This window comes from uncultured Draconibacterium sp., assembly GCF_913063105.1.
Classification (GTDB): domain Bacteria; phylum Bacteroidota; class Bacteroidia; order Bacteroidales; family Prolixibacteraceae; genus Draconibacterium.
Genome location: NZ_CAJXYQ010000012.1, coordinates 73,326 through 91,016, shown reverse-complemented (window position 1 = coordinate 91,016; position 17,691 = coordinate 73,326). Strand labels below are relative to the sequence as shown.

At 41.4% G+C, this 17,691-nt stretch carries 8 protein-coding genes; all 8 read left to right on the top strand.

The genetic code is table 11. The features are described 5' to 3' along the window. Positions 1-17: 17 nt before the first annotated feature. The 8 genes from QZ574_RS12620 (at position 18) to QZ574_RS12585 (ending at position 17,688) form a co-directional block, all read left to right on the top strand. Entirely contained in the window at positions 18-2,303 is a 2,286-nt protein-coding gene (locus QZ574_RS12620) for an alpha-xylosidase (RefSeq protein ID WP_297089999.1), read from the top strand. Positions 2,304-2,314: 11 nt separating this feature from the next. Continuing rightward, positions 2,315-3,379, top strand: coding sequence for a hypothetical protein (locus QZ574_RS12615; protein WP_297089997.1), 1,065 nt, complete (start codon positions 2,315-2,317; stop codon positions 3,377-3,379). Between the two features lie 47 nt (positions 3,380-3,426). Next, positions 3,427-4,488: a Gfo/Idh/MocA family oxidoreductase gene (locus tag QZ574_RS12610; RefSeq protein ID WP_297089995.1), complete on the top strand. Its 1,062-nt coding sequence runs from the start codon at positions 3,427-3,429 to the stop codon at positions 4,486-4,488. 228 nt (positions 4,489-4,716) lie between these two features. Then, a complete protein-coding gene (locus tag QZ574_RS12605; protein WP_297089993.1) occupies positions 4,717-6,144 on the top strand; it encodes a DUF1593 domain-containing protein in 1,428 nt (475 codons plus the stop codon). 42 nt (positions 6,145-6,186) lie between these two features. Continuing rightward, complete coding sequence (locus QZ574_RS12600) at positions 6,187-8,241, top strand: alpha-glucuronidase (protein WP_297089991.1); 2,055 nt, start codon at positions 6,187-6,189, stop codon at positions 8,239-8,241. Positions 8,242-8,370: 129 nt separating this feature from the next. Next, a complete protein-coding gene (locus QZ574_RS12595) occupies positions 8,371-12,288 on the top strand; it encodes a two-component regulator propeller domain-containing protein (RefSeq protein WP_297089989.1) in 3,918 nt (1,305 codons plus the stop codon). Between the two features lie 305 nt (positions 12,289-12,593). Continuing rightward, on the top strand, positions 12,594-14,324 hold the full coding sequence (locus QZ574_RS12590) for a glycoside hydrolase family 43 protein (protein ID WP_297089987.1): 1,731 nt from the start codon (positions 12,594-12,596) through the stop codon (positions 14,322-14,324). Between the two features lie 223 nt (positions 14,325-14,547). Further along, complete coding sequence (locus QZ574_RS12585; protein WP_297089985.1) at positions 14,548-17,688, top strand: TonB-dependent receptor; 3,141 nt, start codon at positions 14,548-14,550, stop codon at positions 17,686-17,688. Positions 17,689-17,691: the final 3 nt, after the last annotated feature.

Sequence of the window (17,691 nt, the reverse complement as noted above, 5' to 3'; positions counted from 1 at the left end):
ATCACAAAAAAAGCCAAATGAAACAAACCAATTATCAACTTTTTGATTTTTTGGATTTCAACCAGGAAATGAATGGAGAGGAATGTTTATGGAAAACATGTTCACCGGTTTCGGCAAAATCCGAAGGAGGAGATGTTGTTTTTGAGCTTCCCTTTCAAAAGCAAAAACCTGCAATCGATATCGAACCCGATGCGAGTGTTGGTCGCAAAACGTTCTTTTTGCGCATTCGTGCTTATGGCAATAAAATTATACGCACTGCCATTGGCTTTGATTCCGAAAGTATGACAGATTCAGTTATGCTGGAAATGCATGAAACGCTGAAACCTGAACCTCTTTTTGTCGAGAAAACAGAAGATGCCTGGACAGTAAAAGATTCTTCAGGATGTGTGCGTGCCCGGTTAAATCGCAGTCCTATTGCCATTGACTACTGGAGCGATCTTTTGCCCGAGCCACAGGAAACACTGGAGTTGAGTTTCTTTCCGGATGGAAAAAAGGAAGTTAAACTAAGTGCTTTTGATCAGTTTTTTCCGGCCCGGCACGATGCATTTGCTTTGGCAGTAGTTGAAAAAAATGGAAGTTTTGACCGTACAACCCTCTCGTTTAGTGTTGAGGCTGATGAGAAGTTTGTTGGCACAGGCGAACGTTTTTCAAAAATGGATCTTTCGGGGCGCACTTTTCAATTAAAAAACCAGGACGGGCAGGGCGTAAACAATAGGCGTACCTACAAGAACGTACCTTTTTTACTGTCGAGCCGCATGTATGGGGTGTTTTTACATACCGCAGCTTACGGAAAAATATCGGTGGCCGACCATTCGGCGCGTTCGCTACAATTTCTGGTAGAAGAACCAGCCATTGATCTCTTCCTGTTAGGAGGAGAAACACCCGAAGATGTGCTGAAAGGTTATCGGAGTTTAACCGGTTTTCCGGGAATGTTACCCAAGTGGAGCTTTGGTACCTGGATGAGCCGAATGACCTATTTCTCGGAAGAAGAGGTGAAAACGATATGCACCCGCCTGCGAAAAGAAGATTTCCCGTGTGATGTTATTCACCTGGACACGGGATGGTTTGAAACAGACTGGCTTTGCGAGTGGAAGTTTAACAAAGAACGATTTCCGGACCCCGAAAGGTTTGTAAAGCAACTGCGGCAAAATGGCTACAAGGTAAGCTTGTGGCAGTTGCCCTATATTTCACGCAATGCCGAGCAAGAGCAGGAAGCCAGCGAAAATAATTACATCTGCAAAGTAACAGAAGTCGGACAACAGTCTGATTCTAATTTTTCGGCCCTCGACTACGTCGGCACCATTGATTTTACTTATCCAAAAGCAACTGAATGGTACAAGGGCCTGTTGAAAAACTTGCTCGATATGGGGGTGGTTTGTATTAAAACTGATTTTGGAGAAGAAATACATATGGAGGCTGAATACCATGCCATGCATCCTGAAAAACTCAACAATATTTATGGCCTGTTATACCAGAAGGCGGCTTACGAAATTACAAAAGAGGTTAGTGGCGACGGAATTGTATGGGCGCGTGCCGGTTGGGCGGGTTGCCAGCGTTATCCGTTGCATTGGGGAGGCGATTCTGCATGTTCGTGGGATGGGATGGCAGGGTCGTTAAAAGGTGGCTTGCACATTGGTTTATCCGGATTTGGTTTTTGGAGCCACGATGTGCCGGGTTTCCACGGTGTGCCTAACTTTATGAACTCTGTTATACCCAATGATTTATACGTAAGATGGACACAGTTTGGTGTATTCTCCTCACATCTGAGGTACCATGGAACCTCGAAACGAGAACCGTACGAGTATCCTGAGATTGCCGGAATTGTGCGCAAGTGGTTAAAACTCCGGTATGCCTTAATTCCTTATTTGATGAAGCAAAGCGAAAAAACAACCCAAAGCGGTTACCCTGTGCTGCGGGCAATGATTTTTCATCATCCAAAAGATAAAATGTGTTGGCATATTGACGATCAGTACTTCTTTGGCGACGATTTTCTGGTTGCTCCGATAATGAATAGCCATAATACGCGCGATGTGTATTTGCCTGAAGGCGAATGGATTAATTTATTCACGGGCGAATGGGTGAATGGTAAACAGTGGTTATATAATGTAGAGTGTATATTGGAAGAAATGCCGGTATGGGTACGAAAAGGGGCAAAAATACCGGTTTATCCACTGCATGTAAGCAACACCGATGAAATTGATCTGGAAAAAACGGTAACACTTGATTTTTCTGACAATTACGAGGGCTTAGCCAAAAGTATTTTAGGTGGTATATGGAATAAGGATGTAAAAACAAAATCTTAAAGTGCGATAAAATGAAAACGTGGAAAACTAATCTCGAGGAATCAAAAAAACGATATGTCGACTGGTGGGATGGAAAAGGTATTGTTTTAACCATGTGGGAGCACTTGCAAAAAAATGTTAGCCCACACGCAACGGTTGCACAACCTTTGCCTCCAAAAGATTTAAACCAGTTTTGGTTCGATCCTGAGTGGCGTGCACAAAACATAAATTATCAATTATCGCGAAGTTCTTTTAAGGCCGATATTATGCCGGTTGCCAATACGCATTTGGGCCCCGGATCGTTAGCTGCTTTGCTGGGTGCCGAACTGGATGGTGGAGAAGATACCATCTGGATTCGCCACATGGGAAACACCGAAATTGCGTTGGAATACAATACCCAAAATCCGATGTTAAAACTACATCTTGATTTATTAAAAGCGTGCAAAGAGAAAGCAGAAGAGAATTACTTTGTTGGTTGTCCTGATTTATGCGAAGGTCTTGATGTTTTGGCCAGTTTAAAAGGTACCCAGGAAACTTTAATGGATATGATTATGCAGCCGGACGAACTCCTCAGTCAATTGCAAAAAATTAATGATATCTTCTTTAAAGTTTTCGATCAAATTTACGACATTATCAACGTGAATGGAGAAATGGCTTTCTGTTATTTTTCTATTTGGGGCCCGGGAAAAGTATCTAAATTACAATCAGATATTTCGATTATGTTTTCGGAAGATGACTTTAGAACGTTTGTCCAACCTTTTATTCGCGAACAAGCCCAGAAAATAGATTACACGCTCTATCATCTTGATGGGGTTGATGCACAAAGGCACCTCGATGCTTTGCTTGAAATTGATGAACTAAATGCCATACAGTGGACGCCCGGAGTTGGTGAACCACAAGGTGGAGATTCGCGTTGGTATGGTTTGTATAAACGAATATTGGCAGGAGGAAAATCAATAATGGCCAATTGGGTAAGTCTAAACGAACTGGAACCCCTCATTGATAATCTTGGCCCCGACGGATTACACATCAACGTTGATTTTAAAACAGAGAAAGATATTGAAACCGCATTGAAAATAGTGGAAAAATACAGGTAGAAATTCGCTGAAAAGGCTCGCAATTAGTAAAATTTAATACCGGTAATATGTTACGATTAGGAATAGTTGGATTAGGCGAAGGAAGAAGTACCATGTCTGCTGCTTTGAAAAGTGAAAAATGGGAGCTTAAAATGATATGCGACCGGAACGAAGAGTTGTGCAAACAACGGGCAAAAGAATTTAACTTCAAGCACTATACAAGCAGCTATGAAACGATGCTAAACAATCCGGAAATTGATGTTATTGGTATTTACACACCCGATCATTTACACGCCCAACACATTAAAATGGCCTTGTTGCACAACAAACATGTAGTTTGCACCAAACCTTTGATAAACGATTTGGCCGATGCCGCCGAGCTGTTAAAACTTAGCAACGACACAGGGAAGAAGGTGTTTGTTGGGCAAAGTTCGCGCTTTTTTGAACCCATGAAAAAGCAACGAGAAGATTTTGAGCGTGGAGAAATTGGAGAATTGGTAACTGTTGAAACCCATTACAACGCCGATCATCGTTGGTTTTTAGGAAAAGGCTGGTCTTTACAAGATTCGTTTAAATGGTTGTATGGTGGTTTAAGTCATCCGGTTGACCTGGTACGCTGGTATCTGCCACACATAGAAGAAGTGATGGGTTACGGAATGCTTAGCCCAAACGGTAAAGCAGGTGGGTTAAAAAACGAAGATACCATGCATTTTATATTTAAAGCTGTTGATGGTAGAATTGCTCGCGTTAGCGGGGCGTACTCGGGTCCGGTGCAACCCGAAATTCGCGAGAGCGAAATGACCTGTATTTTGCGTGGAACAGAAGGATGCAGCCAAGGTGACTATATGGATTTGAGGTACGCAATTACAGCAAAAAACGGCGAACAAAAATTGGTAAGTTTCGACCAAAAAGCCAACTATTATTTTCGTTTCGAGGGGAGGTCGCACCATGCCGGTGAGTACCAAAACTATTACGAATATTTTGCCGACTGCTTGCAAAGTGGAAAAACAGCTCTGCCTGATTTGAGAGAAGGAATTGGTACCATTGCCATTTTAAAAGCCATGGAAGAATCGCTAAAACTGGGTAAGCCGGTAAAAATTGAACAGGTGATTGGCGGGATTCTCGATTAGGGGCTTGCCTTTATCGTATCACAAGAGTTTCGGCTTTTATCTAAATTCACAAACTCAATATCTAAATTTACAAAACAGATACTTACGCATCATTTAGTTTTGAAAAATGAAGCAAAGTAAGCATGAATGCGATAATCTTTGCTACAGATTAAAGTTGTTATTGGAGGCTTAAATAATAATAGCTACTTTAACCATAAACCTTTTATCAAATCGAAAAACTAAACGCTAATGCTTAAAAAGATCCTTTTCGTTTTTTTATTCAGTTTTATAATAAATGCTGCTTTTGCGCAGGATATGGCAAAAAATCGGGTAATTATTTTAACCGATATTGAAGCCGACCCGGATGATACACAATCGCTGGTTCGATTGCTGTTGTATGCTAATCAGGTTGATATTGAGGGAATTGTAGCAACTACCTCGTGCTGGCATACTTCGCAGGTTAATCCCGAATCGGTAAAACGGGTAATAAAGGCCTACGAAAAAGTACAACCAAATTTATTAAAACACGAAAAAGGATTTCCTGAGGCGGAGAAGCTGCTGAAACTGGTAAAATCGGGACTGCCCAAATATGGAATGGAAGGCGTTGGAAAAGGGATGGACTCCGAAGGGTCGGATTGGATAATTAAGGTGCTGGAAGAAGATGACGACCGCCCCTTGTGGATATCTACCTGGGGAGGCGTAAATACCCTGGCCCAGGCTTTGTATAAAATCGAAAAAACAAAACGAAAAAAGGAAGCCCGCCGTTTAATTGCTAAATTACGGGTTTACACCATTTCCGATCAGGATGACAGTGGAATCTGGATTCGCAATAATTTTCCGGAGCTGTTTTATGTTGTTAGTCCGGGCGACGATTACGAAACTGCAACATGGACCGGCATAAATACGGTGGTTGAAGATATTGATAATACCACCATAAGTAATACCTGGATAAGCGAAAATATTCAGCAAAACCATGGACCGCTTGGCGCAGTATACCCCGATGTAGCCTGGGGAGTGGAAGGCGATACTCCTGCATTTTTATCACTAATCCCAAATGGATTAAATGAGGCCGAACATCCCGAATGGGGAGGATGGGGAGGCCGTTACGAGCTGTACAAACCCGATTTTTCAAAAACGAAAGATGGTAGTTCAATAGTGGAAATTGCCCCGGAGACCCGCGAAATATGGACCAATGCCAACGATAACTATACACCATACGTACCCAACAGCTTTGGGCGTGCCGTAAAAAAAGCTCAAAAATCTTTTGATGGCTACAAGGTTACACTTTGGCGCTGGCGAGACGAATTTCAGAACGATTTTGCTGCCCGAATGGATTGGTGCCAAAAAGACGTGGATGAGGCCAACCATCCTCCGGTTCCGGTTTTAAGTCATTCTAACCAAATTACTGTTAAATCAGGCGAATATTGTGCATTGGATGCTTTTGATTCGTTTGATCCGGATGGCGACAGCTTTAGTTTCTTATGGTTTCATTACCCCGAAGCCGGCAGCTACAAGCAAACCATAAACTTTGTTCCGGAGAATGCACACAATACCGGTTTTACAGCACCCAGAGTAGAAAAACCGGAAACAGCCCATATTATATTAAAAGTAAGCGATAAGGGAGAACCAAACTTAACGCGATATAAACGGATAATTGTAACCATTTTACCCCGATAGCTTTAATTCGATTTTTAAAATAAACAGCTAAAAAATAGAAATATGAGAAGCCTGATTTTATTTACAGTACTTTTTTTTGTAGTTCAAAGCAACGTGCAAGCCGAAGACGGGCATAAGCTCTGGTTAAGAAACCAGTTTTCGGGAGAGGTAAATGTTGTTTGTGCCGGAAAATCAGAAATTATTGATTTGGCCAAAAAGGAACTTAAAAACAATTGGAATGGTATTGATGGAGCCACCATTCAGTTGCTGGTAAAAAAGAATAACGAAGTTAAAGGCGATGGTTTTATCCTTGAAGAAAATAAAATTCAGGCAAATACTGAGCTTGGTCTTCTTTATGGCGTTTTTGAGCTTCTTCGCCAACAACAGTGCGGACAAAAGGTAAATGAAAAAACTTATAATCCATCCTACGAGCTTCGTTTGTTAAACCACTGGGACAACCTAAATGGCTCGGTGGAGCGCGGTTACGCAGGTGCATCAATTTTTTGGAAAAAAGGTGGAAGCGATTTAACTGTTTCTGATTATGATAAAAAGTTATGGCATGAATATGCCCGGGCAAATGCATCGGTTGGAATTAACGGTACCGTTATTAATAATGTAAACGCATCGCCAAATGTGTTAAAAGCAGAAACTTTACAGCGGGTAAAAGCAATTGCCGATGTGCTTCGACCTTTCGGTATTAAAGTTTTTGTATCCATTAATTTTTCGTCGCCGGCACTTGTTGGCGGATTAAAAACTTCCGATCCGCTAAACACCGAAGTAATAAACTGGTGGCAGGCCAAAGCAAAAGAAATTTACTCGCTAATACCCGACTTTGGTGGCTTTTTGGTAAAAGCCAGTAGCGAGGGGCAACCCGGTCCGCACGACTATGGGCGTAGCCATGTTGACGGAGCAAATATGCTTGCTGATGCCTTAAAACCTCACGGGGGAATAGTAATGTGGCGTGCTTTTGTTTACAGTGCAAAAGAAGACGACCGGGCAGAGCAGGCTTACGCCGAGTTTTTTCCGTTTGATGGGCAATTTCGCGACAACGTAATCATTCAGGTAAAGAATGGCCCCATTGACTTTATGCCGCGCGAACCATTTAGTCCGCTTTTTGGCGCTATGAAAAATACACCCTTGATGCCCGAATTGCAAATAACCCAGGAATACCTTGGGCATTCCATTCATTTGGTATTTCTAGCAACCATGTGGGAAGAGTTTTTTAAAAGCGACACCCACCAGGAAGGCCCCGGAAGTACCGTTGCAAAATGTACTGATGGAACAATTTTTAAACAAAAAACGGCAATTGCCGGAGTGGCAAATATTGGAACCGATGCCAACTGGTGCGGTCACGATTTTGCACAAGCCAACTGGTATGCCTTTGGCAGGCTGGCCTGGAACAACCAACTGTCGAGCGAACAAATTGCCGACGAATGGATTAAACTTACCTTTAATCCTGATGTAAACGGTAAAGTAAATTTCTCAGAAAACTGGACAGAAAATTTTATGAAACCCGTAAAAAAGATGATGTTAGATAGCCGGGAAGCAGCTGTGAATTACATGATGCCGCTGGGTTTACATCATATTATGCAGGCGCATCATCACTACGGTCCTGGTCCCTGGTGGGAAATTGAAGGCGTACGGAAAGACTGGACCATGCCTTATTATCATCAGGCCGATTCTTTTGGAGTAGGTTTTAATCGTACCAAAACCGGAAGTAATGCCCTGGCACAATACCATCCAACAGTAGCTGAAAATTTTGGCGATTTACGTACCTGCCCCGAGGAATATTTATTGTGGTTTCACCATGTTTCGTGGAACCATAAAATGAATAGTGGAAAAACGCTGTGGGATGAAATGTGTTACCGTTATGATTATGGCGTGCAGCAGGTTCGTGGTTTCCAGGTAAGCTGGGATAAAGTTCAGAACTTTGTTGATGCCGGGCGTTTTACCGCTGTGCAACGAAAATTACGTAAGCAGGCGCAAAACGCGCAGGTGTGGAAAGATGCTTGTTTGCTCTATTTTCAACAATTTAGTAAGCAAATAATTCCTTTCGATATTGAACGGCCAATCCATAATCTCGATGATATCAGAAAAAACGACATGGACAGACCTTAAGGGGTAACCTGAAAAGCGTTGTACAAGATGTAGTAAAAACAAACTATTGTTTACTACGTTTGAGGCTTAGGGTAAAGTTTTTTGTTTATTGTTAAGGAATGTGTATTTTTTACGTCATTATAAATTAAAATGAGAAGGAAATTATATACTGTTTTTCTGTTCTTGTCCCTGAGCTGTGTTTATGCGGTTAATGCAGTAAACCCAGATAATACCGTTCATTTTCGGAACCTGAATGATGAGTATGGATTGTCAATTAGAGGAACAAACAGTGTTTGCGGCGATTATAATGGTTTTATCTGGATTTCCTCAAAAATGGAGATAATGAGGTATGCTGCCAACGATGTGCGAACCTACCAATTACCCTACGAATCGTTGAACGTTATTACCACCAGATTAACATTTTACGATGGTAGTTTATTTGCCTACACCAATAATGGTCAGATATTTTACTACGATGAACTTAAAGACCGATTTGTATTGTGGGTAAATCTCGCCAAAGATTTACGATATGCCAATCTGACGGTTTCAAAAGTACTTGTTGATACCCAACAACGCTTATGGATTTCGTCAACAGTAGGATTGTTTTGTTTCGATAAACAAAATGGCTTGAAATCTATGGCTCCAAATGGCTACATCTATCATATGGATTGGTACGAAAAGGATAAATTATTACTGGCAGTTAATAGTGGAGAGTTATTACTATTTGATGTGGCTGATAATTCTACTGAACTATATTACACCTTCACCGATGAATGGTATAAAAGTTTGTGTCGGATTCATGTTGACAAAAAATATGGTATGGTGTGGATTGGTACCATGGAATACGGGCTATTCGCATTAACAACCGGAGCCGAAAAAGAATTAATAGAACTGGAAGAGGTTCCGAATCAACCTGTTTTAGCCCTGCAAAGTTATCTTGATTCAACCTTGTTAGTAGGGATAGATGGACAGGGGGTTTGGCAAATTAACAAGAATAACCTCGGACTTCTCTCGGTAATGAAGGAAGATGCAGATAACCCCAATTCTTTAAAAGGAAATGGGGTATATGATATTTACACTGCTCCGGATAACAGGGTTTGGGTGTGTACGTACAGCGGGGGAGTATCGTATTTTGATAAGAAAGATCCTGGAATTACAAAACTAAGCCACGAGATTAACAATCCGAATTCATTGATAAACAACGATGTTAACAGTGTATTGGAAGACGCTAACGGTAACCTATGGTTTGCCACAAATGATGGGATTAGTTTTTTTAACAGAAAAGCCAACAGGTGGAACAGTTATTTTCATCAATTAAATGAAGGCTCGCAGGTGTTTCTGGATTTGCTGGAAGACTCGAAGGGGCGAATTTGGGCCAGTACGTATTCATCAGGTATATATATTCTTGATAAAAATAGCGGTAGGCTGTTAAAACGACTTAGCCAGGAGCATACCCAGGGCGATTTTAGTGGCGATTTTGTTTTTGAACTGTTTGAAGACGAAGACCATAATGTGTGGATAAGTGGTGTGCGCGGAAACCTCATTTGTTATAATGTTGAGACCGATACCTATAAAAACTACGACCGGCTGGCAGCTTTCGTCACTAAAAACTACGGAAGAAACAACCTTCTTCTGGGAACCAATTCTGAGCTGATACTTTTTAATAAAAATACCGGAGAGGCAGAGGTCTTGCTCGATGGTGTTTCTTTTAACGATTTTTACGTTGACAATGAAAAAGTATGGATGGCAACAACCGGAAATGGGCTTCTTCTGTTCGATATTAATACAAAAGCCATAAAAAACTTCACTACTGCGTCGGGGCTTTTAAGCAACTATGTAAATAGCCTGAAATATCACGATCAATCTTTATGGATAGGTACCGAACAGGGTTTAAATAAACTAAACCTGAAAGATACAATTATACAGTCGTATAACTCGCTTTTAAACCTGGGCGAGGTTGCCTTTAACCCGCGTTCGCACTGCACCTTAAAAAACGGGAAATTGTTAATGGGTACCAACAAGGGTGCCTTAATTTTTGATCCTGAAACCTTAAGTATAAAGTCAGAAGCGGGAAGCATTTTTATTCAGGATATTTCTGTTTCGGGCAGGTCAATTCGTGAAATTAAGGAACTTGAACCACAGGTTCCTATCGATAAACTGGAGCACTTAACATTAAAATACTACCAAAACACCATAAGTCTCGAACTGATTCCAATTGGTTTAATCACCTCAGGAGCCAAGTTCTCGTGGCTGTTGGACGGTATTGATGAACATTGGAGTACGCCGGTAAACAGTAAATTTTTATCCTATTCTAACATCCCTGCAGGAAATTACACCTTGCGCGTAAAAATGTTTGATGGTGCAAACTCTAATGTAATTGCCAGTAGGGTCATTCAGTTAACCATGGTGCCGCCGTTTTGGGCTACATGGTGGTTTCGCTTACTGGTAGTTTCATTTGTAGTTGGAATTACCTTGTTTATAATGTTCTATTATATCGACCATATTAAAAAGCTGCATTCCGACGAAAAAATTCGGTTTTTTGCCAATACTGCTCATGACATTCGCACTTCGTTAACCCTTATAAATGGCCCCATTGAAGAATTGAACAAAGAGTCGGGGCTCTCCGGAAAGGGGCACCATTACCTGCATTTAGCTACCGAACAAACCCAGCGTTTACTAAAAGTGGTAACACAGCTAATGGATTTTCAGAAAGCTGATATTGGAAAAGAAAAACTTGCGCTCGAAAAAGTTGATATTGTTAAAATGATTGCCGATAGGGTAATGATGTTCGAATCATACGCATCCAATAACGCTGTTGATTTGAGTTTTAATTCGAATTTAAACGAATATTATACCCGTATTGATGAAAACCTGATTGAAAAAGTTGTGGATAATCTGATTTCAAATGCCATTAAATATTCGCACCCCAACACAACAGTGCAGGTGCAATTGCAATGTACTGCTACCAAATGGTTATTCGAGGTTAAAGACCAGGGCATTGGCATAAGCAAAAAGGCACAACGCCAGTTATTCAAAGAATATTACCGGGCCGAAAACGTGGTAAACAGTAAAATTGTTGGTTCGGGTATTGGCTTATTATTGGTAAAAAATTATGTAAATCTCCACGGAGGTAAAATAACCTGCTCAAGCCAGTTAAACGTGGGGGCAACATTTCAGGTGGTCATACCAACCGTAAATGCAGATGGTGAAGCAAAAGAAATTACTGCCGAAGGAAAATCAATATCAACCAGTCAGCAAAAACAGGAAACAAAGTTGCCGGGGGTAGAAATTGCCGGAGAATCGGGTAGGGCAAAAATGAAAGTTCTGATAGCTGAAGACAATGAATACCTAAGAGATTTTCTTCAACTCTCAATGAGCGACCAGTTTGAAATATTGCTGACGAAAAATGGAGCGGAAGCCTGGAAAACCATTCAGAATATGATGCCAGACCTGGTGGTTTCGGATATAATAATGCCCGAAATGGATGGGTTTGAGTTGTGTGAAAAAATTAAAACAACCTACGAAACTTCCCACCTTCCGGTTATCCTGTTAACCTCGCTTTCAGGGAAAAGTGAGCAAATTCATGGCTTTGGTTATGGTGCCGACGATTACCTTACCAAACCCTTTGATGTTTCGCTACTGCAGCAACGCATAAAAACCTTAATTAAAAACCGCGAAATAATTCGTGAAAAAGCATTAAAGTTAATTCGAAGAGAGGATGATGGTGAGGCTGCTCTTCTGGAAAATGAATTAAACGATAAGTTTCTGAAACGAATGATTGAAGTTGTAAATGAAAACCTCTCGAATACGCAATTTTCTAAAAGCGACTTTGCTGCCGAGATGAATGTAAGCTCATCGCTATTGTACAAAAAAACAAAATCACTAACCAATCAATCGCCAACTGATTTTATAAAAACTATTCGTTTAGATCAGGCCATTAAACTTATTCAATCTAAAAAATACACCATAACCGAAGTAAGCGAACTTTGTGGTTTTGCAAGTGTGGGGTATTTTAGTACGGTTTTCCGAAAACACTTTGGAAAATCTCCTTCACAGATTCTTGATTAAGGTTTTACGCCGAACCAATGCACAGGCATCTTCGTTCAGCAAGCCTTAAAATGTGTAAAATTGGATTCAAACATTTTAAAATTAGATATTTTTCTTGGTTTTAAAATGTTTGAAATATACAGTAATGTGCAGTTTTATAGTTGTTTATGGTGGTTGTTGAAACAGTGTCCTATTTTTAAAATCTAATATCTATTCTTAAACTCCTTGGTGGCAAGCTAATTCTATTTTTGATTTTGTAGAAGGTATCAACATACCGATGCGAAACCAAATTATTTAAAAACTAGTCACCTAAAGTTGAATTAAACATGAAAAGAAGGGCTTTAACGCAAGTTCTGAGCACAGCATTTTTTTTGGTAGGAGTATTATCTTTTCAGTCCTGTACCAATTCATCATATTCAAATGGTAACACTTTTTTATCCGATAGCCTGGTAGCTCATTTCGATTATTTTACCTACACAGGCAACGACGATTTTTATCGTGAGAATCCGCTTCCGGGTGAAGATTATTTTTACAATCCGATATTGCCCGGTTGGTATTCCGACCCGAGCATTTGTACCAACGGAGAAGACTATTTTATGGTTACCTCCACTTTTTCATATTTTCCGGGTGTTCCCCTGTTTCATAGCACCGATTTGGTGAACTGGAAACAAATAGGCAATGTTTTAAACCGCCGCGAGCAACTGCCATTACAAGGACAACGAGTGAGCCAGGGAATATTTGCTCCGGCAATTAGTTACAATCCGCATAACCAAACCTATTACATGATTACCACGAATATTAAAGGTGGTAATTTTTACGTTAAAACAACCGATCCATTTGGAGATTGGTCCGATCCGGTTTGGCTTCCTGCGGTTGGGGGTATCGATCCATCATTTCTTTTTGATGATGATGGAAAAGCATATATCGTAAACAACGATGTACCCGATGGCGGATCAACCTACGAGGGTCACCGCGCCATTCGAATGATTGAATTTGACGTGGAGAACGATACCACCAGGGGCGAAAGTATAATGCTGGTTAACGGAGGTGTTAACCTGGAAGAAAAACCTATTTGGATTGAAGGCCCGCACCTGTACAATATAAACGGAAAGTATTTTTTAATGTGTGCCGAGGGTGGTACAAGTGTCGATCACCGCGAAGTCATTTTTCGCGGTGATTCTCCTTTTGGCCCTTTTAAACCCTGGAAAAAGAACCCAATACTAACGCAAAAACATTTGGACAAAAACAGGGAACTTCCCGTTACATGCACCGGCCATGCCGATTTGTTTAAAAAAGACAATGGCGAATGGTGGGCCGTATTTTTGGCGTGCCGCCCCATTGAAAATCAATTCGAAAATCTGGGGCGCGAAACGTTTATGATGCCAGTTAGCTGGAGCAAAGATGGATTTCCGTACATCACCAGGGACAATGAGGTGGTACCCCGAATCGTCCAAATGAAAGGGACAAAAAGGGCTGCTGAAACAACCTTTGGCAATTTTGAAAAACACGATGATTTTGATGATCGACAGTTGGGATTGGAGTGGTTAACCTTGAGAGGACCCGCTTCTGATTTTTACTCACTAAGCGAAAATCCGGGGTACTTATCCTTGCAGGCAGCAAATGTTGCTTCAAACGAATTAAAATCGCCGGCATTTGTTTGCCGCCGCTTACAACACCATAAATTCGAATGCACAACCAGCATGCATTTTCAGCCCCAAAGTAATAACGAAATGGCAGGTATGCTGTTAATGAAAGACGAAACGCATCAATACATGCTAGTGGTGCAACGCGAAAATGAACAAACTAAAGTTTGTCTCAAAAAGCTAGGCACAGAAAAGCTTGAAACATTACAAGCAAACCCAATCGAATTAAGCGAAAAGCCTGTACAGTTAAAGATAGTTTCTGATGGGAAAACATTTAGCTTCTATTATGGTGGCAAACCCGACCAATGGACTTTACTGGCCGATAAGGTAGATGCTTCTTATCTGTCAACGGCCAACTCGTGGGGATTTACAGGTACAACAGTGGGTTTGTTTGCCACCCAAAAGCCTTATTAACAGTAGAATAAAAGATGCGAAAAGAATAAATACCTATTAATTAATAATTTAAAAAAACACTTATGAATAGAACATTTACGAATAAGAGTTCGCTTACTTCTGATCTTCTTATTCCGGTTTTCAAAAGAGCTTGCACCAAGAGGTTCTGTGTTTCCATAACTGCAGGAAGCAACCTAACGACCTGAGATAAATGCTCTTATGCTAACTTAAATTTGAGAACAAAATGAGAAATCCAATTTATTATTTAAACAAAAAACAATCCTTATTTACAAAGTACAGGATTGAAGTATCGAGAGTTGTCGTGTTACTACTTCTCATGGTGATTTACACTGCTGCTGCTGCCCAGGATACAAGGCAGGTTAGTGGGGTAATTTCAGATGAAAGCGGAGAACCCGTTGTAGGCGCAACTGTAATTTTAAAGGGAGCATCGGGCGTTGGTGTTGTTTCAAATATCGACGGAGAGTTCTCTTTAAACATTCCTGCCGGAGAGCAATTTCTGGTAATCTCTTTTATTGGTTTGGAAACACAGGAAATTGATGTTACCAATACTTCAACAATTGAGGTTACACTGGCAGAAAGTAGTTTAATGTTGGGCGAAACCGTAGTTATTGGTTATGGTCAGCAAAAAAAGGAGAGTGTTGTTGGTGCAATAACACAAACAACCGGAGAAGTGCTGGAACGCACCGGTGGTGTTACCAACGTTGGAGCGGCCCTTACCGGACAGTTGCCAGGTGTAATTACCTATTCTTCAAACGGACAACCGGGGTCTGAAGACCCCAAAATTGTTATTCGTACGCAAACATCGTGGAACAACAGTAGTCCCCTAATTTTGGTTGACGGTATCGAGCGTTCGATGAATGATGTTGATATTTCGTCAGTTGAAAGCGTATCGGTATTAAAAGATGCTTCGGCCACTGCCGTTTATGGTGTGCGTGGTGCAAACGGGGTTATTCTTATTACCACAAAACGGGGTAGAGAAGGTAAGGCAAATATTCAGGTACGTGCCAACTCAACCATGAAAATTCCTTCAAAACTTCCTGAAAAGTATGATTCATACGATGCATTGTTTTTACGTAACCGTGCCATCGAGCGCGAAATGGGCGTTTCACCTATAAGCTGGGAAGATTACACACCTGCCGATATTATTAATAAATATCGTTATCCTGCAGACATTACCGAGTACGAAAGATACCCGAATATTAACTGGGAAGAAGAATTGCTTAAAGACTATGCAATGGCATACAACGTTAGTACCAACGTATCAGGTGGTACTAAGTTTGTAAAATATTTTGCAGCGGTTGATTTCTTGCACGAAGGCGACTTGTTTGACGCCATTGATAATGGTCAGGGGTACGAGCCCGGTTTTGGATACAACCGTGTAAATGTTCGTTCAAACCTCGATTTTCAGTTAACAAAAACAACCAAATTTAGTGCAAACCTGTTTGGCTCAAACGGGGTAAAACAATCATCGGATTCTTCGCCATGGCAGGCGGCTTATTACACAGCCCCTGATGCAATGATTCCGGTTTACTCAAACGGCATTTGGGGATATTACGAACCACATGACGCCGCACAGCCAAACTCGGTTAAAAATTTGGCGCGTAACGGAATTGACAAGCAAACACAAACAAAAATTACCACCGACTTTATGTTGAAACAAGACCTGAAGTTTATTACCGACGGTTTAACTTTTGAAGGAACATATTCAAACGATAATACATTCCTGGAAACTGGCCGTGGTGTAAATGATCCTTCATGGGGGCAGGTTCAGCGCGTATGGGTTGACCCCGATACCGGCGTTGAAATCTACGAATTCCCGATTGATGCATCAACACAGTTTGATTTTGTTGATCAGGTAATTTGGAGCAGCCAGGCCGGCTCGGTAAATACCGGAAAAACATTCAGAAGACAATATTTCTCAGGCCGTATAAATTATGCCCGCGAGTTTGGTCAGCACAATGTTACCGGTTTGGCCTTGTTTAGCCGCGAAAAATATGCGACAGGTAGCGAATTCTCGCACTATCGCGAAGACTGGGTATTCCGTGGAACCTACAGCTTTAAAAACAAATACTTTTTCGAGTTTAACGGTGCCTACAACGGTTCTGAAAAGTTTGGTCCCGATTACCGTTTCGCATTCTTCCCATCGCTGTCAGCAGGATGGATGTTGTCGGAAGAAGCTTTTATGGAATCTGCCGAATTTATGGATATGTTTAAAATCCGTGGTTCGTGGGGTAGAATTGGTGACGATGCCGTTGGTGGACGTTGGTTGTATGCCGATCAGTGGACCTATGGCAATAACTCGCTACTGGGTTCAACCGCACAAAACGAATCGCCTTATACTTACTACCGAAACGCATCAATTGGTAACCCCGATATCTCGTGGGAAACGGTTGAGAAAAGAAACATTGGTTTTGATTATGCCTTTTTAGATGGTTTGGTTGCTGGTTCATTCGACTACTTTAACGACCACAGAACCGACATTCTTGTAAGTGGTTCATCGCGTGCAATACCTTCGTTTTTTGGTGGCGCTGCGCCAACAGGAAACCTGGGTGAAGTGAAAAGTTCGGGCTACGAATTTGAAATCAGGTTAAGTAAAAACTTAAACCGTAACCTCCGACTTTGGGCCAATATTAATATGACACATGCTACCAACGAAGTAGTATTTGCCGACGACCCTCCATTATATCCAAACTACCAGCGTGATGCCGGATACGCCATTGGGCAGGTTACCTCGTATATTGATGACGGTTACCTGGCAAGCTGGGACGACGTACTCGGAAGTACAGTTCGTCAAAATAACGACAACGTAAAGTTGGCTGGCGACTACAACATCATCGACTTTAACGGCGATGGACTTATTGACAGTTACGATCAGGCGCCTTATGGCTATACCGGGGTACCACAAAATACTTACAGTACAACCGTTGGTGTTGATTGGAAAGGTTTGAACTTCTCAATGCAGTTTTACGGTGTTTCTAACGTAAGCCGCGAGGTGCTGTTCCCAACTTTCCACGAAAGTAAAGACAATGCCTATGTGGAAGGATCCTACTGGACCGTGGACGAAGGTGGCGATGTGCCATTGCCAAGATGGCTTGCCGTACCTAATGCCGATGCAAGAGGTACCAGATACTGGTACGACGGATCGTACCTGCGACTAAAAACTGCCGAGCTGGGCTACACCTTTACCGATGGATGGACCAATAGCCTGGGCATGAAATCGTGTAAGTTTTATTTAAGTGGTAATAACCTGTTTTTGTGGACAGATATGCCAGATGATAGGGAAAGCAACTTTGGAGGAAGTTCAAGAGGTGGTGCTTACCCAACTATGAGCCGTGTTACTTTCGGTATTGACATAACATTCTAATAA

Excerpts from the sequence above, each read along its gene's own strand:
- QZ574_RS12620 (WP_297089999.1), top strand. The coding sequence starts at position 18 with ATGAAACAAACCAATTATCAACTTTTTGATTTTTTGGATTTCAACCAG.
- QZ574_RS12615 (WP_297089997.1), top strand. The coding sequence starts at position 2,315 with ATGAAAACGTGGAAAACTAATCTCGAGGAATCAAAAAAACGATATGTC.
- QZ574_RS12610 (WP_297089995.1), top strand. The coding sequence starts at position 3,427 with ATGTTACGATTAGGAATAGTTGGATTAGGCGAAGGAAGAAGTACCATG.
- QZ574_RS12605 (WP_297089993.1), top strand. The coding sequence starts at position 4,717 with ATGCTTAAAAAGATCCTTTTCGTTTTTTTATTCAGTTTTATAATAAAT.
- QZ574_RS12600 (WP_297089991.1), top strand. The coding sequence starts at position 6,187 with ATGAGAAGCCTGATTTTATTTACAGTACTTTTTTTTGTAGTTCAAAGC.
- QZ574_RS12595 (WP_297089989.1), top strand. The coding sequence starts at position 8,371 with ATGAGAAGGAAATTATATACTGTTTTTCTGTTCTTGTCCCTGAGCTGT.
- QZ574_RS12590 (WP_297089987.1), top strand. The coding sequence starts at position 12,594 with ATGAAAAGAAGGGCTTTAACGCAAGTTCTGAGCACAGCATTTTTTTTG.
- QZ574_RS12585 (WP_297089985.1), top strand. The coding sequence starts at position 14,548 with ATGAGAAATCCAATTTATTATTTAAACAAAAAACAATCCTTATTTACA.